The sequence below is a fragment of the Mycobacterium syngnathidarum genome (assembly GCF_001942625.1).
Classification (GTDB): domain Bacteria; phylum Actinomycetota; class Actinomycetes; order Mycobacteriales; family Mycobacteriaceae; genus Mycobacterium; species Mycobacterium syngnathidarum.
The window spans coordinates 263,964-288,806 of record NZ_MLCL01000086.1; the positions used below are offsets into that span (position 1 = coordinate 263,964).

General features: G+C 65.8%; 21 protein-coding genes. 8 read left to right on the forward strand and 13 right to left on the reverse strand.

The features are described from left to right. Nucleotides 1-72 precede the first annotated feature (72 nt). The 7 genes from BKG60_RS25360 to BKG60_RS25390 all read left to right on the forward strand — a co-directional run bounded on the left by BKG60_RS25360 (nt 73) and on the right by BKG60_RS25390 (nt 8,912). The gene (locus BKG60_RS25360) at nt 73-3,468 is read left to right on the forward strand and encodes a pyruvate carboxylase (RefSeq protein ID WP_070943513.1); all 3,396 of its coding nucleotides are present in this window, start codon (nt 73-75) and stop codon (nt 3,466-3,468) included. Between the two features lie 6 nt (nt 3,469-3,474). Further along, complete coding sequence (locus tag BKG60_RS25365) at nt 3,475-4,371, forward strand: mycobacterial-type methylenetetrahydrofolate reductase (protein WP_070943512.1); 897 nt, start codon at nt 3,475-3,477, stop codon at nt 4,369-4,371. Between the two features lie 10 nt (nt 4,372-4,381). After that, entirely contained in the window at nt 4,382-5,167 is a 786-nt protein-coding gene (gene folP / locus BKG60_RS25370; RefSeq protein ID WP_070943511.1) for a dihydropteroate synthase, read from the forward strand. 471 nt (nt 5,168-5,638) lie between these two features. Next, nucleotides 5,639-6,259: a GNAT family N-acetyltransferase gene (locus BKG60_RS25375; RefSeq protein ID WP_070943510.1), complete on the forward strand. Its 621-nt coding sequence runs from the start codon at nt 5,639-5,641 to the stop codon at nt 6,257-6,259. 66 nt (nt 6,260-6,325) lie between these two features. After that, on the forward strand, nt 6,326-6,634 hold the full coding sequence (locus BKG60_RS25380; RefSeq protein WP_075910160.1) for an acyl carrier protein: 309 nt from the start codon (nt 6,326-6,328) through the stop codon (nt 6,632-6,634). Continuing rightward, nucleotides 6,631-8,205, forward strand: a complete 1,575-nt coding sequence (gene mbtM / locus BKG60_RS25385; RefSeq protein WP_070943509.1) for a long-chain-fatty acid--ACP ligase MbtM — start codon at nt 6,631-6,633, stop codon at nt 8,203-8,205. Before BKG60_RS25380 ends, mbtM begins: the two co-directional genes overlap by 4 nt. A gap of 59 nt (nt 8,206-8,264) precedes the next feature. Further along, nucleotides 8,265-8,912, forward strand: a complete 648-nt coding sequence (locus tag BKG60_RS25390) for a dihydrofolate reductase family protein (RefSeq protein ID WP_070943508.1) — start codon at nt 8,265-8,267, stop codon at nt 8,910-8,912. A gap of 4 nt (nt 8,913-8,916) precedes the next feature. Here BKG60_RS25390 and BKG60_RS25395 read toward each other — a convergent pair whose 3' ends face one another. The 8 genes from BKG60_RS25395 to BKG60_RS25430 all read right to left on the reverse strand — a co-directional run bounded on the left by BKG60_RS25395 (nt 8,917) and on the right by BKG60_RS25430 (nt 17,939). Further along, entirely contained in the window at nt 8,917-10,008 is a 1,092-nt protein-coding gene (locus tag BKG60_RS25395; protein ID WP_070943507.1) for an enolase C-terminal domain-like protein, read from the reverse strand. A gap of 29 nt (nt 10,009-10,037) precedes the next feature. Further along, a complete protein-coding gene (locus BKG60_RS25400) occupies nt 10,038-11,588 on the reverse strand; it encodes a GMC family oxidoreductase (protein WP_239251612.1) in 1,551 nt (516 codons plus the stop codon). A gap of 85 nt (nt 11,589-11,673) precedes the next feature. Beyond that, nucleotides 11,674-12,384 carry a gluconate 2-dehydrogenase subunit 3 family protein gene (locus BKG60_RS25405; protein WP_070943505.1) on the reverse strand — a complete coding sequence of 237 codons (711 nt, stop codon included), beginning with the start codon at nt 12,382-12,384 and terminating at the stop codon, nt 11,674-11,676. Further along, nucleotides 12,384-12,830, reverse strand: coding sequence for a hypothetical protein (locus tag BKG60_RS25410; protein ID WP_070943504.1), 447 nt, complete (start codon nt 12,828-12,830; stop codon nt 12,384-12,386). The genes BKG60_RS25405 and BKG60_RS25410 overlap by 1 nt, the downstream gene beginning before the upstream one ends. Beyond that, entirely contained in the window at nt 12,827-14,626 is a 1,800-nt protein-coding gene (locus BKG60_RS25415; protein WP_070943503.1) for a thiamine pyrophosphate-requiring protein, read from the reverse strand. Before BKG60_RS25415 ends, BKG60_RS25410 begins: the two co-directional genes overlap by 4 nt. Before the next feature lie 18 nt (nt 14,627-14,644). Continuing rightward, nucleotides 14,645-15,673 (reverse strand): SDR family oxidoreductase, encoded by a 1,029-nt coding sequence (locus tag BKG60_RS25420; RefSeq protein WP_070943502.1) that lies wholly within the window; start codon nt 15,671-15,673, stop codon nt 14,645-14,647. Then, nucleotides 15,634-17,442 (reverse strand): glycoside hydrolase family 15 protein, encoded by a 1,809-nt coding sequence (locus BKG60_RS25425; protein ID WP_070943501.1) that lies wholly within the window; start codon nt 17,440-17,442, stop codon nt 15,634-15,636. Before BKG60_RS25425 ends, BKG60_RS25420 begins: the two co-directional genes overlap by 40 nt. Continuing rightward, nucleotides 17,439-17,939, reverse strand: coding sequence for a hypothetical protein (locus BKG60_RS25430; protein ID WP_070943500.1), 501 nt, complete (start codon nt 17,937-17,939; stop codon nt 17,439-17,441). Before BKG60_RS25430 ends, BKG60_RS25425 begins: the two co-directional genes overlap by 4 nt. Before the next feature lie 123 nt (nt 17,940-18,062). Here BKG60_RS25430 and BKG60_RS25435 point away from each other — a divergent pair, with 123 nt between their 5' ends. Next, complete coding sequence (locus BKG60_RS25435; protein WP_239251581.1) at nt 18,063-18,545, forward strand: MarR family winged helix-turn-helix transcriptional regulator; 483 nt, start codon at nt 18,063-18,065, stop codon at nt 18,543-18,545. Nucleotides 18,546-18,557: 12 nt separating this feature from the next. Here BKG60_RS25435 and BKG60_RS25440 read toward each other — a convergent pair whose 3' ends face one another. The 5 genes from BKG60_RS25440 to BKG60_RS25460 form a co-directional block, all read right to left on the reverse strand. Continuing rightward, nucleotides 18,558-19,124 carry a TetR/AcrR family transcriptional regulator gene (locus BKG60_RS25440; RefSeq protein ID WP_083339165.1) on the reverse strand — a complete coding sequence of 189 codons (567 nt, stop codon included), beginning with the start codon at nt 19,122-19,124 and terminating at the stop codon, nt 18,558-18,560. Between the two features lie 22 nt (nt 19,125-19,146). Continuing rightward, a complete protein-coding gene (locus BKG60_RS25445) occupies nt 19,147-22,005 on the reverse strand; it encodes an MMPL/RND family transporter (protein ID WP_070943498.1) in 2,859 nt (952 codons plus the stop codon). Next, the gene (locus tag BKG60_RS25450) at nt 22,005-22,445 is read right to left on the reverse strand and encodes an MmpS family transport accessory protein (RefSeq protein WP_374242889.1); all 441 of its coding nucleotides are present in this window, start codon (nt 22,443-22,445) and stop codon (nt 22,005-22,007) included. Before BKG60_RS25450 ends, BKG60_RS25445 begins: the two co-directional genes overlap by 1 nt. Before the next feature lie 160 nt (nt 22,446-22,605). Further along, nucleotides 22,606-23,565 carry a D-2-hydroxyacid dehydrogenase family protein gene (locus tag BKG60_RS25455; protein ID WP_070943496.1) on the reverse strand — a complete coding sequence of 320 codons (960 nt, stop codon included), beginning with the start codon at nt 23,563-23,565 and terminating at the stop codon, nt 22,606-22,608. A 3-nt stretch (nt 23,566-23,568) separates the two neighbouring features. Further along, nucleotides 23,569-24,837, reverse strand: a complete 1,269-nt coding sequence (locus tag BKG60_RS25460; protein WP_070943495.1) for an amidohydrolase family protein — start codon at nt 24,835-24,837, stop codon at nt 23,569-23,571. Nucleotides 24,838-24,843 lie beyond the last annotated feature (6 nt).

Here is a 24,843-nt window from a genome sequence, read left to right on the forward strand (position 1 = left end):
GATGCGTAGGTACCCGGAAAGCACCCCGGATGGGGTACCCAGGGGACTGCTCGCGGGATAGGAAAGGAAACAGTGGTCGACAAGGTTCTGGTCGCCAACCGAGGTGAGATCGCCATCCGCGCGTTTCGCGCGGCATACGAGCTCGGACTCTCGACGGTGGCCGTCTACCCGTACGAGGATCGAAATTCTCAGCACCGGCTGAAGGCCGACGAGTCCTACCAGATCGGTGAGGAAGGACATCCGGTCCGCGCCTACCTCTCGGTCGAAGAGATCATCCGGGTGGCCAGGGAGGCCGGCGCGGACGCGATCTACCCCGGGTACGGCTTTCTTTCCGAGAATCCGGATCTGGCGAGAGCGTGTGAGCACGCGGGGATCACGTTCGTGGGGCCGTCGGCTGATGTGCTGGAGCTGACCGGCAACAAAGCCCGCGCCATCGCCGCCGCCCGCACGGCCGGCCTGCCGGTGCTGGCTTCCTCGGCCCCCTCGAGCTCGGTCTCAGAGCTGCTGGCCGCAGCCGAATCGATGAGTTTCCCGGTGTTCGTCAAAGCCGTTGCCGGTGGCGGCGGCCGAGGGATGCGGCGGGTCAACGAGCCGACGGAGCTGAAGGAGGCGATCGAGGCCGCCAGTCGGGAAGCGCAGTCCGCCTTCGGGGATCCCACGGTATTTCTTGAGCAGGCAGTGATCAACCCGCGTCATATCGAGGTGCAGATCCTGGCAGACACGCAGGGCAACGTGATCCACCTGTTCGAGCGGGACTGCAGTGTGCAGCGCCGTCACCAGAAGGTCATCGAGCTCGCCCCGGCGCCGAATCTGGATCCCGATCTGCGGGAACGGATTTGCGCTGACGCTGTGGCATTCGCCCGGCAGATCGGGTATTCCTGTGCCGGCACGGTGGAATTCCTACTCGATGAGCGGGGCCGGCACGTGTTCATCGAGTGCAACCCTCGGATTCAGGTCGAGCACACGGTGACCGAGGAGATCACCGATGTCGACCTGGTGTCGAGTCAGCTGCGCATCGCGGGCGGGGAATCACTGTCCGATCTCGGCCTCGCGCAGGACGCGTTGAAGATTCGCGGTGCTGCCTTGCAGTGCCGGATCACCACCGAGGACCCCTCCAACGGCTTCCGTCCCGACACCGGCCGCATCACCGCATATCGCTCCCCAGGCGGCGCCGGCGTCCGACTGGATGGTGGGACCAACCTCGGGGCCGAGGTGTCGGCGCATTTCGATTCGATGCTGGTCAAGCTGACCTGCCGCGGTCGCGACTTCTCGACGGCGGTAGCGCGGGCGCGACGCGCGGTCGCCGAATTTCGGATTCGCGGAGTCTCGACCAACATCCCGTTCCTGGCCGCAGTTCTGGACGATCCCGACTTCGTCGCGGGGCGGGTCACGACATCGTTCATCGAGCAGCGACCCCAGCTGCTCACCGCGCGCGGCAGCGCCGACCGCGGTACCAGGATCCTCAACTACCTGGCCGATGTCACCGTCAACCAGCCGCATGGCCCGCGGCCGTCGGCGGTGTATCCCCGCGACAAGCTGCCCGAGTGCGATCTGAGCATCGCCCCGCCCCCGGGCTCCAAGCAGCGCCTGACCGAATTGGGGCCCGAAGGGTTCGCTGCGTGGTTACGCGACAGCAGGGCAATCGGCATCACCGACACCACCTTTCGCGATGCTCATCAATCGCTGCTGGCTACCCGGCTGCGGACCAGCGGACTGCTGCGCGTCGCGCCGTACATCGCCAGGACGATGCCGCAACTGCTCTCCGTCGAGTGCTGGGGCGGCGCGACCTACGACGTCTCGCTACGGTTCCTCAAACAGGACCCATGGGAGCGGTTGGCGGCGCTGCGCGAAGCGCTGCCCAACATCTGCCTGCAGATGTTGTTGCGGGGACGGAATACGGTGGGCTACACGCCGTATCCGGAGACGGTGACACGTGCGTTCATCGATGAGGCGGCGGCGACCGGTGTCGATATCTTCCGGATCTTCGACGCACTCAACAATGTGGATTCGATGCGTCCGGCGATCGACGCGGTCCGCCACACCGGTACGACGGTCGCGGAAGTCGCGATGTCTTATACCGGAGACCTGTCCGACCCGCGTGAGTCGCTTTACACGTTGGACTACTACCTGCGGTTGGCCGAGCAGATCGTCGAGGCCGGAGCACATGTGCTCGCGATCAAGGACATGGCCGGCTTGCTGCGGGCACCCGCGGCCGCGAGGCTGGTGTCCGCCCTGAAGTCGCGGTTCGACCTCCCGGTGCACGTGCACACCCACGACACTCCGGGTGGGCAGCTGGCCACCTATGTGGCAGCGTGGATGGCCGGTGCCGACGCCGTCGACGGTGCCGCAGCTCCGTTGGCGGGCACGACAAGTCAGCCGGCACTGTCCTCGATCGTGGCCGCCGCCGCGCACACCGAATACGACACCGGACTGTCGCTCGATGCGGTATGTGACCTTGAGCCGTATTGGGAGGCACTGCGCAAGGTCTATGCGCCTTTCGACGTTGCGGCGTCGAGTCCTCCGTCTCCGACGGGTCGGGTCTATGCCCACGAGATTCCCGGCGGTCAGCTGAGTAATCTTCGTCAGCAGGCCATCGCCCTCGGACTCGGTGACCGCTTCGAGGACATCGAGGCGAACTACGCTGCCGCAGACCGGATGTTGGGCCGGCTGGTGAAGGTCACCCCATCGAGCAAGGTGGTGGGAGACCTGGCACTGGCCCTGGTCGGGGCGGGCGTCGATGCCGATGACTTCGCCGCGAATCCGGCTCGCTACGACATCCCCGACAGTGTGATCGGATTCCTGCGTGGCGAACTCGGGGATCCTCCGGGCGGCTGGCCGGAACCGTTGCGCACCAAGGCCCTCGACGGCCGGGCGCCGGCCAGGCCGGTCGAAGAGTTGACCGCGGAGGACGAAACCGTACTGGCCGCGCCGGGACCGAAACGCCAGGCAACTCTCAACAGGTTGCTGTTCCCGGGCCCCACAGCCGAATTCGAGGCCCACCGCGACGCGTACGGCGACACCTCACGGCTGAGCGCCAACCAGTTCTTCTACGGCCTGCGTCACGGCGAGGAGCACCGGGTCAAACTGGATCCCGGTGTCGAGCTGCTGATCGGACTGGAGGCGATCTCAGAACCCGACGAGCGGGGAATGCGCACGGTGATGTGCATCCTCAACGGCCAGCTACGGCCGATCGTGGTGGCCGACCGCAGTATCGCCGGCGAGGTTCCGGTTGCCGAGAAGGCCGACCGGGCCAACCCGGCACACATCGGCGCTCCGTTCGCCGGTGTGGTCACGGTCAACGTCGCCGAGGGGGACACCGTCGAAGCAGGCCAATCGATCGCCACCATCGAGGCGATGAAGATGGAAGCGGCGATCACCGCGCCCGAATCGGGCACGGTCGGCAGAATCGCGGTCGCGCGGACCGCTCAAGTCGAAGGCGGCGACCTCCTCGTCGTTGTCGGTCAGTAGGTAGTTGTGGCCATGAATACCGTTGCGCTCGAATTGGTCCCACCGAACCTCGAACGCGGAGTAGGCGCCGCCGTGCAGGAAGCGCAGAAGGTGGCGCGGCTGTCCGTCGAGAGCGGTGTGGGAGAGCGTCTCGGGCACGTGATGATCCCGGCGATGATCGCCGAAGACGGCGATCGGCCGATCGAGATGAAGCCCAAGATGGACGTGCTCGAGTACTGGTCGGTGATCCAGCCCGAGCTGCCGGGCGTGCGTGGGTTGTGCACCCAGGTCACCTCGTTCTCCGATGAAACGGTATTGCGCGATCGATTGACCGGTTTGACTGCGGCCGGGTTCGACGGCGTGATTTTCGTCGGTGTGCCGCGCACCATGAACGACGGCGACGGTACGGGTGTCGCACCGGCCGACGCATTGTCGAAATTCGACGGCCTGGTCGCGAACCGCGGGGTGATCCTAATCCCGACCCGCACGGGCGAACAGGGCCGGTTCGCCTTCAAGTGCGACAAGGGCGCCACCTTTGCCATGACCCAGTTGTTGTATTCGGACACCGTGGTCGACTTCCTGCGCGAGTTCGCCCGGGAAAGCGATCACAGGCCCGAAATTCTCTTGTCCTTCGGGTTTGTACCCAAGGTGGAGAGCAGAGTTGGCCTCATCGACTGGCTGATCCAGGATCCGGGCAACGAGGCCGTCGCGCGAGAACAGGCTTTCGTCACATCGCTGGCAGCCCGCGAGCCCGCCGTCAAACGGCGGCAACTGGTCGATCTCTACAAGAAGGTCATCGACGGCGTGGCCGACCTCGGATATCCATTGAGCCTGCATTTCGAAGCGCCGTACGGTGTTTCCCGGCCGGCGTTCGAGACGTTCGCCGAGATGTTGGCGTATTGGTCGCCGGAACAGGCGTCCTGATCGGACCGAGATGAACGCACGGTCCAGTCCCACCCAGATGCGGGTGATGGGCGTGTTGAATGCCACCTCCGATTCTTTTTGGGTTGACAGCAGATTCGATGTCACTGCACTCGCGATTGCGGCGGGACGCCGCATGTTCGAGGCCGGCGCGTGGGCGGTGGACGTCGGGGGCGAATCCACTCGACCGGGCGCCGTCCCGGTATCGGTCGACGAGGAACTCGCCCGCGTGCTCCCCGTTGTCGCCGGGCTGGCGCACCTGGGCACGGTGTCAGTGGACACTCGCAATCGGGAAGTGGCCGAGGCGGCCGTACCGGCCGGTGCGCAAATCATCAACGATGTCTCGGGCAAACTCTATGACGTGGCCGGGCAACTCGGCGCCGGGTATGTGAGCATGCACTCGCACACGGTGCCCGTCCTGGCAGGAGTGTTCCCGCAGTACGACGACGTGGTGAGCGAGGTCACCAGCTTTGTCACAGGCGTCGCGCAGACAGCTATCGCCGGTGGTGCGCACCCCGTGTGGATCGACCCCGGTATCGGGTTCGGAAAATCGGCCGACCACAACTTGGAGTTGCTGCGTCACCTTCCGGCGATCTGCAGCGGGCGCTTCCCGGTGCTGCTGGGTGTCAGCCGAAAGTCATTCATCGGGCACGTCACCGGCCGCGGAGTCGAGCACCGGCTGGCCGGATCGTTGGCCGCGGTCGCGCCCGCCTGGGCCGCCGGCGTCGATGTCATCCGGGTTCACGATGTCGTGGAGACACTGGACACCATCGCGATGCTGCAGGCGATCTGGGGCTGACCACCGCCGCACGAATCGGCCCTCGACGATTGTTTTCTGAACCGAGACCGTCGTGGGCGCCGGTCTGCGTCCGCAGGCTTGGCTGTGACGAGCCGTTCGGTGCCGAAAGCCGACGACAACCACCCTGGCTGCCGCGCAGTGCCGTTCGCCATGATCCACAGGCCGCACGGCAATGACCCTCACAGCCAATTCACAGATAGCAACGTCGGCAGGAAGCCTGAGGGTGCCTTTCCTGGGGCGCGAAAAGCACTGTTGTGCTGCAGTTTTGGAAATTGACGCCGAATATTGACGGTGGTTTTGAACTGAACCGGGCATCGCCACGGGTCCCGAAAGGGGCGCCCCACCAACGGAAAAGTTTTGGTTAGTGTCACCCTCGCTGATCTGAGGAAGCCGCGGGTCCGGGGTGGCGCACACACAAGGTGGCGCCTCCCGGACCTGTGCGGGAGACAGGGGGATGGGCAGTTGGCGTGGGTGTCATCGCGGGAGGGCTTCCCGGTCCTGCCGCGGGAACTGAAGAACGTCTCCGACGCCGTGCGCCTCACGCCGGGACCGCCCGTACCGCAGCTGTTGCGACCGAGCAAGATTCGAGTGGCAACCGATGGCGATGCCGCGATGATCGCCGAGTGGATGAACCGGCCGCACCTCGCCAAGGCCTGGGAGTACGACTGGCCGGTGGAGCGCTGGCGTAAGCATCTGAATGCCCAAGTGGAAGGCGACTATTCACTGCCGCTCGTGCTGAGCATCGGTGGAGTGGATCGTGGCTATCTCGAAATCTACCGCGCTGCGAAGGATTCCATTGCCGACCGGTATGACAGCGAGCCCCACGATCTCGGTCTGCACGGCGCGATCGCCGACGAGGAGTTGGTCAACCGGGGTCTCGGCCCGATGCTCTTGCCCAAGATCGTCGCCAGTGTCCTGACCGCCGATCCCCAATGCCAGAGAATCATGTTCGACCCCGACCACCGCAACACCACAGTACGTGGGTTGTGCGAGTTCGCTGGTTGCCGGTTCCTCGGCGAGCATGAGATGTCCAACCGCAGGATGGCGCTCTACCAACTCGACCGGGACACCGCCCGGAAATGGATGGCTTGAGCCAAGTCATGTCAATCCGGCTGCCTGACAGTCGGTTCCAACGCAGTCAATTGATCCTTCCCGGAAATGAAAGGTGTGGCTGGGGCGTCTCGACCAGCCGGATGTTCACATATGACCGCTACCAATTCATCGACATCGACCACTGTGAGCGACGGACTGGTGTCCGTCTTGCGTGACGATCTCGAACTGCCATGTCAGTCGCTGAGCGCAGGTACACGTCTGGTGGACGACCTCGGCATGGATTCGGTCTCGTTCGCAGTCGGCCTGGTCGCGATCGAGGAGAAGTTCGGCGTGCAACTCAACGAGGAAGACCTCATTGCCTGCCGCACGGTGGGTGATCTGCAGTTCGCCATCGACGGCAGGAGTGCGGCATGAACCCGCTCGCAGGCGCCCTGCGGGAGGCGATGGTCAGCTCGCCGCATGACCTGGTGGTGCTCGATCGCGACACCGACACCTGGCAGCGCCGGCCCTGGCCCGAGGTACACGGCATCGCTGAACACATCGCGGCCTACCTACTGGGTCGGGAACACCCCGGCGCGGTCGGGCTGGTCGGTGAGCCGACCGTGGAAATGATTGCCGCCATTCAGGGTTCGTGGCTCGCCGGCGCAGCGGTATCGATCCTTCCACGGCCGCAGCGGCGCGCCGAGCCGTCGGAATGGGCGCACGCCACGCTGTCCCGGTTTGCCGGTATCGGAGTGACGACGGTGTTCAGCCATGGCAGCGCCCTGCACCTGCTGCAGGCCGCGGACTCCCCGCTGACGGTGTGCGACACCGCCGACGCCGCACGCACACCCATGTCGGCCCAGCTGCGGTATCCCGACCATGCCGACGTCGCGATCCTGCAGGGCACGGCCGGCTCCACCGGGTCGCCGCGTACCGCGACCTTGGCGCCGGAGGCCGTGCTCAACAATGTCCTGGCGGTCACGCAGCGATTGTCGCTGAGCCGCAACGATGTCGGCTGTTCCTGGTTGCCGATCTATCACGACATGGGCCTGGCGATGGTGTTGGCGTCGACGATGTCCGGGATGCCGCTGTGGCTGGCACCGACCGGTGCCTTCTCGGCGGCGCCGCTGCGGTGGGCAGAATGGCTGTCCGAATCGTCGGCGACTTTCACCGCTGGGCCGAACTTCGGATACTCGGTGCTCGGCCGCTTCGCCAACCGCGTATCCGACGTCGACCTGGGCGCGGTGCGGATCGCGATCAACGGTGGCGAGCCCGTCGACTGTGCCGGCGTCGATCGCTTCACCATCGGCATGAGCCGGTTCGGCTTCGACGCGGCAGCGATGGCGCCCGCCTATGGGATGGCCGAGTCGACGTGCGCGGTCACCATCCCCGCCCCGGGGGAGGGTCTGCGCATCGACATTCCGGATGCCGCTGACACCGACCGGCGTTTTGCATTGCTGGGTCGTCCGGTACCGGGTATGGAGGTCCGAATCGTGCCATCGGCGCACGACGAGTCCGGCGCGGCCGGCGAAGTCGAGATCCGCGGCTCGTCGATGATGACGTCGTACCTGGGGGATGCCCCCGTCGACGCGGGCAGCAACGGCCAGTGGTTCCCGACCGGCGACATCGGCTATCTCGTCGACGGCGCGCTGGTGATCTGCGGGCGCTCCAAGGAGATGATCACCATCGCCGGACGCAACATCTTCCCCACCGAGATCGAGCAGGTCGCGGGTGAAGTGGACGGTGTGCGAGAAGGTGCGGTCGTCGCGGTGGGCACGGAATCCGGTGCCGCGCAGTCGCGGCTGCTGGTGGCAGCGGAGTTCGTCGGTACCGAGCAGGACACCACTCGCAGTGCGGTGATCCGGCGAATCGTATCGGTGTGCGGCGTGACGCCTGCCGACGTCGTGTTGATGTCGCCGGGATCCTTGCCGCGGACGTCGTCCGGAAAGCTCCGGCGGTTGGAGGTCCGTCGCCAACTGGAGGACGCGCGGCCCGTGCGATGAGTTTTACCCTCGTCCCGAGTCAACTCAGCATCCAGTGCTGACCGAACGGGAGAGAACTCGTGGCCCAACTACTCAAAGTCCAGAATTTCAACGTCTCCAGCGACGGATTCGGCGCAGGAGAGAACCAGAGCTTCGAGCGTCCGTTCGGCCATGCCGATCCCGGAACGATGTTCGCCTGGGCCGGCGCCACGGCCAGTTGGCCCAACCGTACGGACCCGGGCGGCAGTCGCGGGCTTGACGACTACCTGACCCGGGACTTTCATCACAACATCGGTGCCGAGATCATGGGCCGTAACAAGTTCAGTCCGTACCGAGGCGCCTGGGAGGACCACGAATGGCAGGGCTGGTGGGGTGACGAACCGCCGTTCCACACCCCGGTTTTCGTGATGACCCACCACGAGCGGCCGTCGTTGACCCTGTCGGACACTACGTTCCACTTCGTCGACGCCGATCCGGCGACGGTGCTCGAACGGGCCCGTATCGCCGCGCGGGGCAAGGATGTCCGGCTGGGCGGGGGAGCGTTCACCATCCGGGAGTTCTTGGACGCCGACCTGATCGACACCCTGCATGTGGCGGTTTCCCCGGGAGAGCTGGGCAGCGGGTCTCGGCTCTGGGAGTCACCCGAGGAGTTGGACGACCGCTTTCACCATGACGTGGTGCCGAGCCCGGGCGGCGCGGTCACTCATCACTTGTTCTGGCGGAGATGAACTTTCAGGGGCGGCAGTAGTCTGACGCGCGTGCGGACACTGTCATGCCGTGGCCGGACACCGAGGTGTCGACATGCAGGTGTCCGTCGGTGGGAATCGGGACGCCGTCGAACAGAATGGTGTCCAGCCGGGCATGGTCGATGAAGTATTCGATATGTCGTAGGTGCGCGGTGGCGGCGGCGACGGGCAGGTGCAGCGCGGGAGCGCAGTGGGCGGAGACCTCAAGGTTGTGGGCAGCCGCCACGGATGCGGCCGACAACCAGCCGGTGTAGCCGCCGCAACGCGTGACGTCGAGTTGAAGGCAGTCGACAACGGGGGCCAAGCGCCGGGCCTCGTAGTTGTCGGAAATGTACTCGCCTGCGGCCACATCACATCGCATCGTGTGCCGCAGCAGGCCGAGTGAATCGGTGTCGTCGCTGCTGACCGGTTCCTCGAACCAGGTGATACCCAGCTCGTCGAGATGATGGCCCATCCGCCGAGCCTGTGCCGGAGTGTAGGCGCCGTTGGCGTCGACCATCAGCTCCGCGCCGTCGCCGGCCAGGTGCCGTAGGTCATTGATGCGCGACAGGTCGCGGGCGATGTCGCTGCCCCATCCCTGGCCTATCTTGATCTTCATTGCGGTGCAACCGGCAGCCTGCCATTGGTCGATCTGTTCGGCGAGCTGTTCGTGGTCGAGGTTGGTGAATCCGCCGGAGCCGTAAATGGGCACGCCCGAACGTGCCGGGCCGATGAGGCTGCCCAACGACTGGCCGTACAGCCGGGCCTTGAGATCCCACAACGCGATGTCGACGGCGCTGAGCGCCTGCATCACCAGGCCCCGGGTGCCGTAGTTTCGGCAAGCCCGGTGCATCGCGGCCCAGGCGCCGGCAACGTCATCGGGATGTCGGCCGAGCACCACGTTCCGTAAGTGGTGCGTGACGACACCGGCCGCAGCCGGTGAACTGTAGGTCCAGCCGGTGCCGGTTTCTCCGGCGGCCCGGACCTGCACGACAACCGCGCTGGTGGCATCCCAGGTCAGGGTCCCGTCTGACTCCGGCCCGGGGGTGGGGACGGTGTAGGTGGTGGCCTCGAGCCGTGCGATCGAAGTGGAATTCATTGGTGTGCATACCTTTTGCGGAAGCAGGTTCAGGATTTTGCGGCGTGTTCGACCATGATGTCGGCGGCCCGCGCGGCCAGCGCCATGATGGTCAGGGCGGGGTTTGCCGCGCCCTGAGTGGGCATCACGCTGCCGTCTACCACGTAGAGGCGCTGCACGCCGAAGACTCGATGCTCGCGATCGATGACTCCGCCCTCGGGCCGGGCGGCCATCCGGGCGCCGCCCACCAGATGCGCGTAGCGCTCGATGGAGATGACTTCCTGCGCTCCGGCGGCGCGCAGCATGTCGGACATCACCTCGGTGGCGGCGGCGATGAGCAGTTTGTCGTTGTCGCACTGGCTGTAGCTGAAGTGCGCCACCGGAAGGCCGTGCCGGTCCTTCTCGTCAGCCAGCGTCACCCGGTTCTCGGGTTGCGGCAACAGTTCGCACAGCGCGCCGAGGGTCGCCCAGTGCACGTAATCGCGCATGTACTCGCGCAGTGTCTGTCCCCAGTGCCCCTGTGCAGCCACATGTTCAGACCAGGTGATCGGCAACGGGCTGACGTTCTGAACGGAGAACCCCCGTCGATAGCGTTTGGTGGGATCGGTTTCGTAGAACTGCTCGGTGCTGGCCTCTGGCGGCGGAGCCTTGTACATCCGGATCTCGTCCTCGAACCGTCCGGCCACCTGCGGGGCGCCCTGCACCATGATGTGGCGCCCGAGCTGATCGTGGTCGTTGCCCAGTCCGTCCGGATAGGCGTTCGTGGCCGAAAGCAGCAGCAGCCGGGGGGTTTCGATGGCATATCCGGCGACCACCACGGCACGCGCGCGCTGCCGGTACAGGGTCCCCTTGTGTAGGTATTCCACGCCCGTGGCCTGTCGGCGATCGTCATCGACAAGGACTCGGGTCACGTGGCTGTCGGGCCGGACCTCGGCGCCGTGGGCCAGCGCGTCTGGGATGTGGGTGATCAACGGGCTGGCCTTGGCGTTGACCTTGCACCCCTGGATGCAGAAGCCGCGATAGATGCAGTGAGGACGGTTCCCGAAGCGCCCGTTGGGGATCGCCACCGGTCCGACGCGCATGTCGATGCCCAGCGCCTGGGCGCCGCGCAACGCCACCAGTCCATTTCCGCTGACCGGGTGGGGGCGGTGCGGGTAGGTGTGCGGATCGCCCCAAGGCCAGTCCTGCCCGGCGACTGGCAACTCTGCCTCGATCTGTTCGTAGTAGTGGCGTAGGTCCTGGTAGGCGATGGGCCAGTCCGCCCCGACCCCGTCGACGCTGTAGGTATGGAAGTCCGAGGGGTGGAACCTGGGCGTGTAGCCGGCGTAGTGCACCATCGAACCGCCGACGCCGCGTCCGGAGTTGTTGGACCCCAAGGGAACCGGATTCGTACCACCGATCTGGCGTGGCTCCGTCCAGTACAGACCGTGGGACGCTCGCTCGTCGCTGACCCAATCGGAATCTGGACTCCAGAACGGGCCGGCATCGATGAGCACCACGCTCCAGCCGGCCCGCGTCAACCGCTGACCGAGAGTCGCGCCCCCGGCACCGGCCCCGACGATCACCGCATCGACCTCATCGTCGTTGCGGTAGCGGCGCATGTCGGCTCTCAGCCGGTGGTTGGTCCGAGAACCGTCGTTGGGGATGAGCCACGCCGAGGCATTGCGGTGCCGTACCGCGCGCGGGCTATCCATCGGTGTCCTTTTCGGGCAGGTCGTCGTCGTGCCGGCGGGCTCGCTCGACGCGGCGGGCGAACGGGACCGGGTCGGCGGCCCGTTGGTCGCCCACTTCGAAGGACTCCCGCGCATTGACGCCGGGATTGAGGTATCCCCGCGGATAAGCCGGCCCGGGGAAGCCCATCTCATTCCACGCCCACGGATGCGAATAGAACGCGGTACAGGCGTAGCGAGTCCACAAGCCCCACACACGGCCGGCCGTCACCCCGTGCCAATCGTCGCCGCGGCCGGCCAGGTCTTGGACGTCTTGCAGGAGCCGGGCCTGCCGGCGCTCGTCGAGTTCGGCATAGCCGCGGCCGTAATGCGCATGGGCGTCGGCGTCGAGGCCGGCCAGGCTGTCCCGCCAGGCCTGCCCGTCCTCAGGCATGTCGTCGTAGTGCCAGCCGTCGGTCTCGAAGGTGGCCAACCGCTCGTCGATGAGCGCCAGCACCGGCACTCGCGGCTCGCTGTCCTGGGCCAGCATCAGATCCAGCATGGGGCTCGCCACCGCCACTTCTGCCGGGGTGAAAAAGGACAGGCCCGGCGGAAGCGTCAACCGGGCCAGCACTGCTCCCGCGGTCACCTGGTCCCACTGGTCGGCCCGGGCCAGCACATCGAAACCGGCGAATCTCCCTCGCCCTTGCGGGGTGATGCCCTGCTGTCCGGGAGCGCGAAACCGCATCAGTCCGAACGTCCTTCACCCAGTGGGTTCTCCCGGCGCAGGACCGCGGCGAGCAAACCCATGCCGCCCACCAGTGAGGCCAACAGGGGAGCGAAGGTGGGAGGGCCGGATTCCATGTTGTATTTGGTGATCCCACCGGGGCGCTGCCGTACGCCCCGGAGGTGCAGATAGGTTCCCTGCAGTCCGTTGGCGACGATCAGGATGCTGGCGGCGGGTAGCACCGTGTGCGCGGCACGGGGTGAGAAGAATGCCGCCAGCCCGGCAGGTACCGCCGCGGGCACGATGACGATCGGCCAGTACATCATCCGGTTGCCGAAGCTGGCCGCATCGTGCGACAGATAGATCTCGGCGGTCGTGATGGCTGCGCCGGCAGCGGTGAGTGCCGAGAGCGTCCGCTCGAACCGGCCCGTCCGGATTGCCCGTACGGCAGCTCCGACGGGGTTCATGACCGGTCCTGCTTTTCGTTCGGAAGGTACTGCTGCAGTTTCTGTTTGATGCCTTGCTTGACGAAACCCTTGGTGTCCTCGTCTCCGCCGATCACCGCCTGCACCAGGGACTTTGCCTGTTCGTAGGTGGCGTGCGGCGGGATCGGCGGCACGTCGGGGTCGCACCGCACATCGAGTACGGTGGGTCGATCGGCCGCCAGAGCCTGGTCCCAGGCCGGCCCGAGTGCCTCGGGATCGTCGATGTTGGCGCCGTGCAGGCCGAGACTGCGGGCGAAAGCGGCATAGTCCACATCCGGAAGATTCTGGGATTCCGGGAATTTGGGGGAGTTCTCCATGGCCCGCATCTCCCAGGTGACCTGGTTGAGATCGTTGTTGTGCAGTACGGCGATGATCAGCCGCGGGTCCGACCACTGCTGCCAATATTTGGCGATGGTGATCAACTCGGCCAGACCGTTCATCTGCATGGCGCCGTCGCCGGCGAACGCGATGGCGGGCCGGTCGGGGTGGGCCCATTTTGCGCCGATCACATACGGCACACCCGGGCCCATGGTGGCCAGGGTCCCCGAGAGTGACCCTCGTACTCCGGCAGGGAACTTGAGATGACGGGCGTACCAGTTCGCCGCGGATCCGGAATCGGCGGTGACGATGGCGTCAGCCGGAATGCGTTGGGAGAGCTCCCAGAAGATGCGCATCGGATTGATCGGGTCGGCCCCTGTCATCGCGGTGCGCTGAACCGTGGTCCACCAGCTGCTGACCTGTTCCTCCACGTGTTCCCGCCATGATCGGTCGGATTTGCGGTGTAGCAACGGGATCAAGGCCCTCAAGGTGGCTTTGGCGTCGCCGACGAGGTTGAGCTCGTAGGGGTACCGCATGCCGATCCACGCCCCCGAGCGATCGATCTGCACCGCCCGGGCCTGGTCCAGATCGGGAAGGAACTGGGTGTAGGGGAAGTTCGATCCGACCGTGAGAAGCGTGTCGCAACGCGACATGAGATGCCAGCTGGCGGTGGTGCCCAGCAACCCGATGGATCCGGTCACCCAGGGCAGGTCGTCGGGAAGAACATCCTTGCCCAGCAGTGCTTTCGCGGCGCCGGCACCGAGCAGGTCCGCCACCTCCGCCAGCTCGGCTTCGCAGCCTCGTGCGCCCTGGCCCACCAGCATCGCCACCTTGCTGCCCGAGTTGAGCAGATCGGCGGCCTTGCGCACCGCGTCCTCGTCGGGAACGACCCGCGATCCGGACATGCCCATGCTGGACGGGACCTGCTTGAAGGCGTGCGCGGGCGGCTGGTACTCGAGGTCGAAAACGTCGGAGGGCACGATGATGCCGGTCGGGGCATGCGAGCTGGCCGCGATACGGATCGCCCGATCGATCAGGTTGGGCAATTGTTGGGGAACGGTGCACATCTGGATGTAGTCGCTGCACACGTCCTTGTAAAGGCTCAGCAGATCGATCTCCTGTTGGTAGGACCCGCCCATCGCCGATCGTTCGGTCTGGCCCACGATGGCGACCACGGGCACGTGGTCGAGTTTGGCGTCGTAGAGACCGTTGAGCAGGTGCACCGCACCGGGCCCGCTGGTCGCGACGCAGACTCCCACCTGACCGGAGAACTTGGCGAAGCCGACGGCCTCGAATGCGGCCATCTCTTCGTGGCGCGCCTGCACGAACTGCGGTTGGTCACCGGCCCGCTGCCAGGCCGCCAGGAGCCCGTTGATGCCGTCGCCGGGATAGCCGAATACCTGCGAGACGCCCCAGTCCCGTAACCGGGCCAACAGGACGTCGCCGACTGTGTCTGACATGTTTTTCTCCTTCGGTGATCAGGGGCGGCGAATAGACCAACCCGCCACTGCTGCGGTGGCGGCCGCGCCGGCGGCCACAGCGCTCAGCGAACCGGCGTGCTGGGCCACCCACTGTTGCGGCGAATGGTTGTGCGATTGTTCGTCGAACCGGCCGTGGGCGCCGTGGTCGGTGCCGGAGTCCTCATCGCGCGGTGCGAACAGGTTGTCGACGCGGTCTTCGTCGGCGGGTTGGCTGGTTTGCTGGCTGGAGTATCCGGTTCTGGCCAGGTATCGATCCAGGACGGCCGGCATCAGCCGCTGTCCCAAGGTGGTCGCGACGGTGCTGGCGCCTACCCAATACTGTTTGCGTCGCGGATGATCGGCTGCGAACAGGATTGCCCTGGCACCGATTTCGGGTTGATAGATCGGAGGAACCGGTTGCGGTCGATGCGGGAGCCGCGACCGTACCCACGAGAATTGGGGAGTGTTCAGTGCCGGCATCTGTACGACGGTGACATGTACGTTGCTGCGCTCGTGGAGCAGCTCGGTGCGCAGTGACTCGGTGAAACCGTTGATGGCGTGCTTTGCACCGCAATACGCCGACTGCAAGGGAATCGCCCGGGTGCCCAGCGCGGAACCGACTTGCACGATCGTTCCCGCGTCGCGGCGACGCATGCGAGACAGTGCGGTCATGGTGCCGTATACGTAGCCGAGGTAGGTGACCTCGGTGACCCGGCGGAATTCCTCGGGGGTCACGGTGGCGAACGGTGCGAAAACCGAACAGAACGCGACGTTGACCCAGATGTCGATCGGCCCGAAGGCTTCCTCGACCCGGTCGGCGGCCGCCTCTACCTGCGCGGGGTCGGACACGTCGGTGGGCAGGCAAAGTGCTTGTCCGCCAGCCTGTTCGACATCGTTGGCCGCCCCGGACAAGCCGGCGGCACCACGGGCCAGCAAGGCCACGTGATCACGCCGGGCTCCGAACGCGCGCGCTGCGGCACGCCCGACGCCCGCGCTGGCGCCGGTGATCACGACGGTGCGAGGCGATCCAGCAGATGTGGTGGACACGGCGGCTCCTCTCTGTAGGTGGTGGACGGACTGTCGGCCAGCCGTAGTGAGGCCTCGACGAGCAATGCGTGGGTGAATGCCTGCGGGATGTTGCCCCGAAGCTGGTGCTCCTCGACGTCGTATTCCTCGCACAACAGCATGGGTGGCCCGCAGGCGGTGCGGTTGCGTTCGAAGTAGCGGACCGCCGCGACGGGATTGCCCTGCTGCTGGTGTGCCAGGGCGCTCCAGAAGCCGCACAGCACAAACGCGCCCTCGGCGGCGGCCAGCGGACGGTCGTCGTGCCGGAACCGGTAGACGAAGCCGTCGTCGGCGAGCTCGGACTCGACCGCGCGCAGGGTGGCGATACTGCGCGGGTCATCGGCCGGCACCGCGCCACGGATCGCCGGCAGTAGCAGCGCCGCGTCCACCCGCCGGTCGTCGGGTGCGCGCTGCCAGCGCCCGGACGGGTGTACGCAGTCGGCGGTCCCGGCCAGGATCGTGTCGGCAAGCGACTCGGCCGCAGCCGCACGGTTACCGGGCAGATAGGCCGCAATGGCGCGTAATCCCGCCACGCAGGTGAGCCGCGAATGGGTCCACTGGCGCTGTTCGAGTTCCCAGAGCCCAGCACCGCGCTGTTGCCAACGGGATTCGATGGCGGCGACCGCGACCCTGATGGCATGGTCCAGCTCGGTGTCGAGGTGATCGTGGCGGGCTGCTGCGGCGAACAGCTGCAGCGCCTCACCGAAGACGTCCAGCTGGAACTGGCGATGCGCCCGGTTGCCGAGTACGTCGTTGCCTCCGGGATACCCGGGCAGCCGTAGTGATCGTTCGCCGGGCACCGGGCCTCCGGCGACCGTGTACGCGGGTTTGAGATCGGGACCGTCGGCGAGCACCCGCTGCGCGATGAAACCGGCCGCATCGTCGAGTAGGGGATGCGGGCCGTCGGCAGCCATCGCCTGCCCGACATAGCACTGGTCGCGGATCCACACGTAGCGGTAGTCGTAATTGCGCCCGGTGTCGGCGTGTTCGGGCAGGCTCATCGTCGCCGCGGCGACGGTGCCCCCGCCAGGCGGGGTCATGCCTCTGAGTACCGCATAAGAGTGTCGGGCATCGTGGGGCGCGATACTGGTGTCCAGGGAGGGAACCGCGGCGCGCCAATGGGTTTCGGTGCGTTCCCACAGTTTCCCCGCATCCGGCAGCGGATCTGACGGGGCGGCCACCGATAGTTCGACGACGATGTCGAGGAACCCACCTTCGGGAACGGTGAGGCCGGCGCGCAATGCGAGGCCATCCTCGCGCGACACCGAGGCGTGCGGCACGCCGGCCAGCCGCAATCGCAAATCGCCGACATAGGCATGCCAACAGCCCTGATCATCGCGTGCGAGGTGGGCCATCGTGCGACGGTCGAACTCAGCGGTCGGTGACAACACCAGCTGCACATCGGCGTCTCCGCGGACTGCCAGGAGGCGGCGGAGCAGGATTGCCCGTTGCGGGTCACCGGGAAAGGTCAGCGCTTCCCGACATTCGATGATGCCGTCGTTGGTCACCCAGCGAGAGCGCCAGATCAAGCTGCCCTCTTCGTAATGCCCTCCCCAGACGAACCGCTGGGTGGGGGTGATCGCGAAGACGCTTCGTCCGCCGATCAACGATGCGAAGACCGCGTCGTCATCCCAGCGCGGCGCACACATCCAGCACACGTCTCCGCGCGGTCCGATGAGTGCACCGCGATGCCCGTCGGCGAGCAGTGCGTACTCACGCAACACATGTGGTTCGTAGATGGACTCGGTCATGTTCGATGTCCAGAGGCGCCGCGCGGCGTGCGGGACGTGTTCCGACGCGGAATCCAGGCTGGGCCGCCGATGCGGTCCGGCACCAACCACATTCCGACCGCAAGGTGATAGCAGAACAGCAGTGCCCACAACAGGATGGCCGCGTTGGTCAAGGCCAGAGGGCCCGGCTGATGGTGCGCCGCGGCAACCGCCGAGATGATCACCAAGAACAATGACGCAGTGGCCAGCGTGGCGCTGAAGACCAGAGCTACGCGCCGCCACACCGAGGCGAGCGCGGCCGCCACCCCGATGCCGAGCAGCGTTGCGCTCAACGCGGGAGTCAGTGGCAGCCACGGCGTTCCGTCGTACGCGTCGACGAGGCCGACCACACCGATCACCATGGCCGGGACCGCCTCGATGCGCAGCATCCATCTCGCCTGATGCCAATGGGAAGGATTCAGGCTCACCCGGCGCAGACCGCCCTGTTCTGACGTCTTGCTGCGAGCACCTCGCGCCATAGCCCTCCGCTCTGATCACTGCTGGGATGGGGATAGCGCAAGGGTTTCCACTGAGGGATAGGTCCAAACCGGCAAGTTTTGCGAGCCGCACAATGTGCATATCGCAACTACACTGGCCTGATCGTGAAAACCGACTCATCGATGAGCGCGGGCGACACCGACGGGTATGCCGCCCAGCTCGAACGTGCCACCCGCGGCCTGCTCGCGCTCAACGTCATCGCATTGGAGCACTTCGAGAAACGCATCGGGCTGTCGTCGCTGCGCGCCCTGCAGTCGTTGGGTCGGATCGGTCCCTGTTTGGTGAGCGCGCTGGCTCAGGACCTACAGGTGGCGGTGTCGACCGCCAGCCGGCTGGCCGACCGGCTCGCCGAGGCCGGGCTGATCACCCGCTCCGTATACCCGCAGAACCGCCGGGCCACCCTGCTGGATCTGACCGATGACGGCCGGGCCATCCTGGACGATCTGGTGGCGTATCGCGTCGAGCTGTTCGAGGGCGTGACCGCGGCCCTCGGACGCGCCGAGCGCAACAACCTTCTCCGCGGAGCTACAGCGTTCACCGCGGCATACCGCGCCCTGTCCGACGGTGGCAAACCGGGCGCCCCGTAGTTCGTTGCGCAGCTAGTCGCGGCAACGCATCCCGCGCTCGAAGGTGCGGATGACGGCGGGAGCGGCGGCGTGTTGGGGCATGAGGCCGTTCTTGGAGTCCTGGCAGGCCCACATGACCAACCCGTAGAGCGCGTGTTCGAGCCACTGCGTGCTGGATTCGGGATCGAACACGCCTTCGGCCTGGCCGCGTTCGATCAGACTCGTGAGATAGGTGTTGTCGGGCATCGCCTCGGCCGGCAGGTCACGGAGCACATTGGGGTCGTCGAAAAGAAACAACAGCCGGTTGCCGACCGAGATCATCGCGTTGATGACGCGACGCATGGCATCGACCGGGCAACCGTCTTCGGGCGCGGCGGCCGCCACCGCGTCGGACACGACTCGCACCGAGTCGACGATCGTGGCGTTGACCAGGCTTTCCCGGTCGGGAAAGTACCGATGCACCGTGGTACGGCCGACGCCGGCGGCCTTGGCGATGTCCGGCAGTGTCGCGGTGCGGTCATCGGCCAACACGGCGGCGGCGGCTTCGATGATCGCGGCGCGGGTACGCGCCTGGGTGGCCGAGAGCTCGCCGGTGCTCATCCGTCGATGGTATCGGCGACCGTCACGACGGTCGTGCCACCGGTATCGGCCTGGTCCGGTCCGAAAGGAAACGTGCCGGACGTTGCCGGACCGGCAGCGGCCACCAGAACCACCGCCCGAGGATCGCGGCGATCGTCGGAGTCATCAGCGAGCGCACCACCAGGGTGTCGAACAACAGGCCCAGGCCGATCGTCGTACCGCCCTGGCCGATCGCGATCAGATCGCTGGTGGCCATCGAGGCCATCGTGAAGGCGAACACCAGGCCCGCTGCGGTGACCACACCGCCCGTGGCCCCCATGGCTCGGATGATGCCGGTGTTGATCCCGGCGCTGACCTCTTCCTTCATCCGGGACACCACCAGCAGGTTGTAGTCCGATCCGACGGCCAGCAGGATGATGACCGAGAACGCCAAGGTCATCCAGTGCAGGTCGATTCCGAGCAGGTACTGCCACACCAGGACCGACAGGCCGAACGATGCGGCCAGCGACAGGATCACCGTGCCCACGATCACGAACGACGCGATCAGCGCGCGGGTGATCAACAGCATCACGATGAAGATCAACGTGATCGCGCCGCAGGCTGAGATCAGCAGATCCCATTGCGCGCCGACCTGGATGTCCTTGTACGTGGCCGCGGTGCCGCCGAGGTATATCTTGGCGTCGGCCAACGGCGTCGTCTTGACCGCCTCGCGAGCAGTCTTCAGGATCGGGTCGACGTGCGAGATGCCTTCGGAGGTAGCCGGATCCACGTCGTGAGTGATGATGAACTGGGCCGCCTGACCGTCCGGTGAGACCATCAGCTCCAGCCCGCGTTTGAAGTCCGGGTTGTCGAACGCCTCGGGCGGCAGGTAGAACGAATCGTCATTGCGGGCCTCGTCGAACGCCTGGCCCATCACCGACGCGGTGTCGGTCATCTTGCCGATCTGGTCGACCAGGCCGTTGAACGTGCTGAACATCGTTTTCATGGTGCCCTGCATGGACTTCGAGATGGCGATCATCGGCGGCAGTTGCGCCACCAACTGCGGCATCAGCTGATCCATGTCGTTCATGTTCTTCACCGATTCCGAGAGGGTCTCGGTCATGGTGTCGATACCGTCGAGCCCGTCGAACATCGAGCGCATCGAATGACACATCGGGATGTCGTAGCAGTGCGGCTCCCAGTACAGGTAGTTGCGGAGCGGGCGCATGAAATCGTCGAAATCAGCCATGTGATCCCGCATTTCGTTGGTGCTGGCCTGCATCTCGTTCATGCTCGCCGTGAGTTCGTGGGTGATGTCGGTCATCCGGTTCATCAGGCCCAGCATGTTCTCCATGATGGCGATCATCCGGCCCAGATCATCGGTGAGCGTGTTCATGTCGCCCATGCGTTCCCGCAGGAACTGCAGGTTCTCGGTCATCGACACCGACTGCATGCTCACCTGGAAGGGCACCGAGCTGTGTGCGATCGGGCGGCCCAGCGGGCGGGTGATGCTCTGTACGCGCGCGACGCCGGGCACGCGGATCAGCTCGCGGGCGATCTTGTCCAGCACGATCATGTCGGCCGGGTTTCGCAGGTCCCGGCCCGCGTCGACGAGCAATAGATCCGGATTCATGCGGGCGGCGGTGAAATGTCGTTCAGCGGCGGCATATCCGACGTTGGAGGGCAGATCCTTGGGGATGTAGAGCCGCTCGTTGTAAGACGTCTGGTATCCGGGCAGGGCCAGCAGGCCGACGAGTGCCACCGCGATGGCCGCCGCCAGGATCGGGACCGGCCAGCGCACCACCGAGGTGCCCAGGCGGCGCCAACCGCGGGAACGGATCTCGCGTTTGGCATCGAACCGGCCGAATCTGCTGCCGACGACCAGCATGGCCGGCGCCAATGTGAGTGAGGCCAGGACCACCACCGACATCCCGATGGCGCTCGGGATTCCCATCGAGCTGAAGTAGTTCAAACGGGTGAAGTGCAGGCACAGCATGGCGCCGGCGACGGTGAGACCTGAGCCGAGGATGACGTGCCCGACACCGTGAAATGCGGTGTAGTAGGCGTCTTCTCGTTCCTGCCCCTTCTGGCGGGCCTCTTGGTACCGGCCGACGAGGAAGATGGCGTAATCGGTTCCGGCCGCGATGGCCAACGATGTCAGCAGGCTCACCGAGAAGGTCGACAAGCCGAGCAGGCCGGCGTGGCCGATAGCGGCGACCACACCGCGGGCAGCTGACATCTCCAGCAGCACCACGATGAGCATCAGCAACATCGTGGCGAACGACCGGTAGACCACGATCAGCATCACCGCGATCACGGCGATGGTGACGAAGGTGATTTTGACCATGCTCTTGTCGCCGGCTTCGTTCATGTCCGTAGTGAGCGGACCTTGGCCGGTGACATAGGCTTTCACGCCCGCGGGCGGGTGGGACTCGTCGATGATCTTGCGGACCGCGGCGACCGATTCGTTGGCCAAGGTCTCGCCCTGGTTGCCGGCGAGGTTGACCTGAACGTAGGCGGCCTTGCCGTCGGTGCTCTGCGAGCCCGCCGCGGTGATCAGATCGCCCCAGTAATTCTGCACGTGCTGAACGTGTTCGGTATCCGCCTGCAGTGTGCGGACCAGTTCGTCGTAGTACCGATGGGCCTCGGTGCCGAGCGGCTGATCACCCTCCAGCACGACCATCGCGATCGTGTCGGAGTCGAACTGATCGAAGCGCTCACCGATCTTCTTCATCGCCACCAGTGCCGGCGCATCCTGCGGTGACAGGGAAACGGCGTGCTCGTGCCCGACGACCTCGAGCTGGGGGATCAGGGCGTTCAGGACGACCACGAGCGCGACCCACAGCAGGATGATCGGGATCGCGGCGACACGGATGACACGGGCGACGCCGTTGTGGCCAGGAGTGGCACTGTGGTTGCTCATCACGCGGCCTTGTCCAAGCAGAACGCCTGGGCGTTGTGCTGGTTCACGGTCTGGTCGTCACGGACCTCACCGTTGACGATGATCCGGCAGCTGATCACTTCGCTATCTCCTTGGGCGACCACGTTGGCGAACACCGTGGGCAGGGTGGTGACCACTTCGTGCCGCCACGGCAGCGAGCTGAAGCTCTCGGTGTGGGGCTGGGCATCGGCGTCCAGGTAGCTGACGTGGCCACTGGTGCCGCTGGGTCCCTCGATCTCGTAGATGACGCGCTTCGGGTTGAACTCGACGATGTCGTCGCCGGCGGACGGGCCCGGCTCGGTGTCGATATGGGTGCCGAAGATCCCGTGCATCCGGCTCATCGTGAAACCGCTGACGGCAAGGGCGGCTACCAAGACCAAAGGGATCCAGAAGCGTTTGGCGAGCCGAAATAGCGTAGCCACGGCAAAATCCACCTCTCCGGTTCGGCGCATACCGACGGAAACCCCATCCGACCGCGATTTGATCGGCTGAACGTAACAGTCCCTTAGTGGATCCTCAACGTTCCATTAAGGGATTTTGAGATACCTCACAGTTGTTTGCGAGGTGGAATTTTTTGGTGACCTATCCAGTGAGCAGACGCACCGGGGAACCCGTGCAGTACGCGGCGATGTCCTCGACGATGTCGCGGTAGAAGATCGACATCACGGTCTGGGTGACATAGCCGAGGTGCGGGGTCAGCAGTGTGTTGGGCAGGGTGGCCAACGGGTGTCCCGAGGGCAGGGGTTCGTGCTGATACACATCGAGTGCCGCGCCGCGAATCTTCCTGCCGCGCAGGGCGTCCACCAGCGCCTCCTCGTTGATGAGACCGCCTCGTGAGGTGTTCACCAGGATCGCCGAGGGCTTCATCGCGGCCAATTCGACGGCACCGATCAGGCCACGGGTGGAGTCGGCGAGCACCATGTGCAACGACACCACATCGGCGTCGGCGAACAGCGTCTCCCGCTCCACGCGGACCACGCCGGCCTTGCCGGCGCGCTCGTCGGTAAGGTTCGGACTCCACGCGATGACGTTCATGCCGAACGCCTTGCCGATCGCGGCGATCCGGCTGCCGATCCGGCCGACCCCGACCAGGCCCAGCGTCGCGCCGTGCAGATCGCTGCCGATGGTGCTCTGCCACTGCCCATTCCGGATGCGTTGGTCCTCGGTGACCAGGTGCCGCTGCAGGCCCAGGATCAACGCCCAGGTGTGCTCCACGGTCGGGGTGACGGCGCCGCCCGTGCCCGACACCGTGATACCGAGGCGGTGCGCGGCGGCGATGTCGATGGCGGCGTTGAACGGGCCGGTGGTAACCAGCAGCTTCAGGGCGGGCAGCTGGGACAGCAGGGTCGCGTCGAGCGGGGTGCGCTCGCGCATCGCGACCACGACCTCGTACTCGGCCAGGGCTTCGACCAGGGCGGGGCCGGGTCCGATGTGGTCACGCAGTGCGGTGATCTCGGTGGTGCGGGGGATCGATGACCAATCGACCGTAGCGGCGATGCCCTGGTAATCGTCGAGGACGGCGATGCGAAGCGGTTCGGCCATCGCTCAGTAGGCGTTCGGGTCGGTCTGCACGGCCGCGGGCACCGGATGCTGATAGAGGCGGGAGGCGTTCTCCCAGGTGATCTTGCGGATCGCGTCGGCCGGCAGGCCGTGAATCTGTTCGTGGATCGTGCGCTGGGTGTGCGGCCAGGTCGAATCGCAGTGCGGGTAGTCGGCTTCGAGCAGGATGTTGTCGGTTCCGATCCGCTCGTGCTGGATGAACGACGACTGGTCTTCGACCGCGCAGAACCAGAAGTTCCTCGCGAATACCTCGGCGGGGGAGAGCGTTTCACCCAACGCCTTCCAGGTTCCGTACATCTGGTGGTAACTGAGCATGTGGTCGAGTCGGTCGAGCAGACCTGCCACCCAACCGATTCCGCCCTCGGACAGACAGATCTTGAGATCCGGGTACCGGCTGGGCAGTCCCGAGTACAACCAGTCGACCGCGGCGGTGATGGCGTAGGCGAAAAACAGCACACCTTGAACATCCGGTGGGGCGTCATCGGTGGTGGACGGAGCCGAGCCCGAGGATCCGATGTGCAGATTGACCACTGTGCCCGTCTCGGCACACGCCGCCATCATCGGTTCCCAGTAGCCCGAGTGAATGGTCGGCAGGCCGAGCATGGCGGGGTTCTCACTGAAAGTCACAGCGTGGAAACCGCGTTCGGCATTCTCGTAGATCATCTGCGCACCGACCTCAGGGTCGAGCAGCCAGGGCAGCTGGCACGGAATGATCCGATCGGGGTAGGCCCCGGCCCACGCCTCCAGGTGCCAGTCGTTCCAGGCCCGCACCGCAGCCATCGCCAGATCCCGGTCTTTGGTCACCTGCTGCAGCCGCTGACCGGCGAACCCGGGCAGGAACGACGGGAAGTTCAACGATGCGTACACGCCGTTGAGGTCCATGTCCCTGACACGCTCGTGAATGTCCCAGGCGCCGCGGCGCATCTCGTCGAACCGCGCAGGCTCGAAACCGTATTCGGAGACCGGGCGCCCGACGACAGCGTTGAAGCCGACGTTGGGCAGCGACTGTCCGTCGTACATCCAGGTTTGACCACCGTTGTCGGTGTCGACGACCTTGGGGGCACGGTCGGCGAACTTGCGCGGCACCCGGTCGGTGAAGGTGTCCGGTGGTTCGACGATGTGATCGTCGACGGAGATCACGGTGTAGACCCGTTCGGCCCGTTCGGGTTCCGGCAGGAAGGTCACCTTCCGGTCGGCGCCCTTGTTCGCGGTGGTGAAGTCGAGATTGCCGGCGAGCTCGTCGATGGACTTCATGAGGCA

Bases quoted from the DNA above. Each gene is read 5' to 3' on its own strand.
- folP (WP_070943511.1), top strand. From the start codon at position 4,382: ATGAACGCACGGTCCAGTCCCACCCAGATGCGGGTGATGGGCGTGTTG.
- BKG60_RS25380 (WP_075910160.1), top strand. From the start codon at position 6,326: ATGAAAGGTGTGGCTGGGGCGTCTCGACCAGCCGGATGTTCACATATG.
- mbtM (WP_070943509.1), top strand. From the start codon at position 6,631: ATGAACCCGCTCGCAGGCGCCCTGCGGGAGGCGATGGTCAGCTCGCCG.
- BKG60_RS25395 (WP_070943507.1), bottom strand. From the start codon at position 10,008: ATGAATTCCACTTCGATCGCACGGCTCGAGGCCACCACCTACACCGTC.
- BKG60_RS25400 (WP_239251612.1), bottom strand. From the start codon at position 11,588: ATGCGCCGCTACCGCAACGACGATGAGGTCGATGCGGTGATCGTCGGG.
- BKG60_RS25405 (WP_070943505.1), bottom strand. From the start codon at position 12,384: ATGCGGTTTCGCGCTCCCGGACAGCAGGGCATCACCCCGCAAGGGCGA.
- BKG60_RS25410 (WP_070943504.1), bottom strand. From the start codon at position 12,830: ATGAACCCCGTCGGAGCTGCCGTACGGGCAATCCGGACGGGCCGGTTC.
- BKG60_RS25415 (WP_070943503.1), bottom strand. From the start codon at position 14,626: ATGTCAGACACAGTCGGCGACGTCCTGTTGGCCCGGTTACGGGACTGG.
- BKG60_RS25425 (WP_070943501.1), bottom strand. From the start codon at position 17,442: ATGACCGAGTCCATCTACGAACCACATGTGTTGCGTGAGTACGCACTG.
- BKG60_RS25430 (WP_070943500.1), bottom strand. From the start codon at position 17,939: ATGGCGCGAGGTGCTCGCAGCAAGACGTCAGAACAGGGCGGTCTGCGC.
- BKG60_RS25440 (WP_083339165.1), bottom strand. From the start codon at position 19,124: ATGAGCACCGGCGAGCTCTCGGCCACCCAGGCGCGTACCCGCGCCGCG.
- BKG60_RS25445 (WP_070943498.1), bottom strand. From the start codon at position 22,005: ATGAGCAACCACAGTGCCACTCCTGGCCACAACGGCGTCGCCCGTGTC.
- BKG60_RS25455 (WP_070943496.1), bottom strand. From the start codon at position 23,565: ATGGCCGAACCGCTTCGCATCGCCGTCCTCGACGATTACCAGGGCATC.
- BKG60_RS25460 (WP_070943495.1), bottom strand. From the start codon at position 24,837: ATGAAGTCCATCGACGAGCTCGCCGGCAATCTCGACTTCACCACCGCG.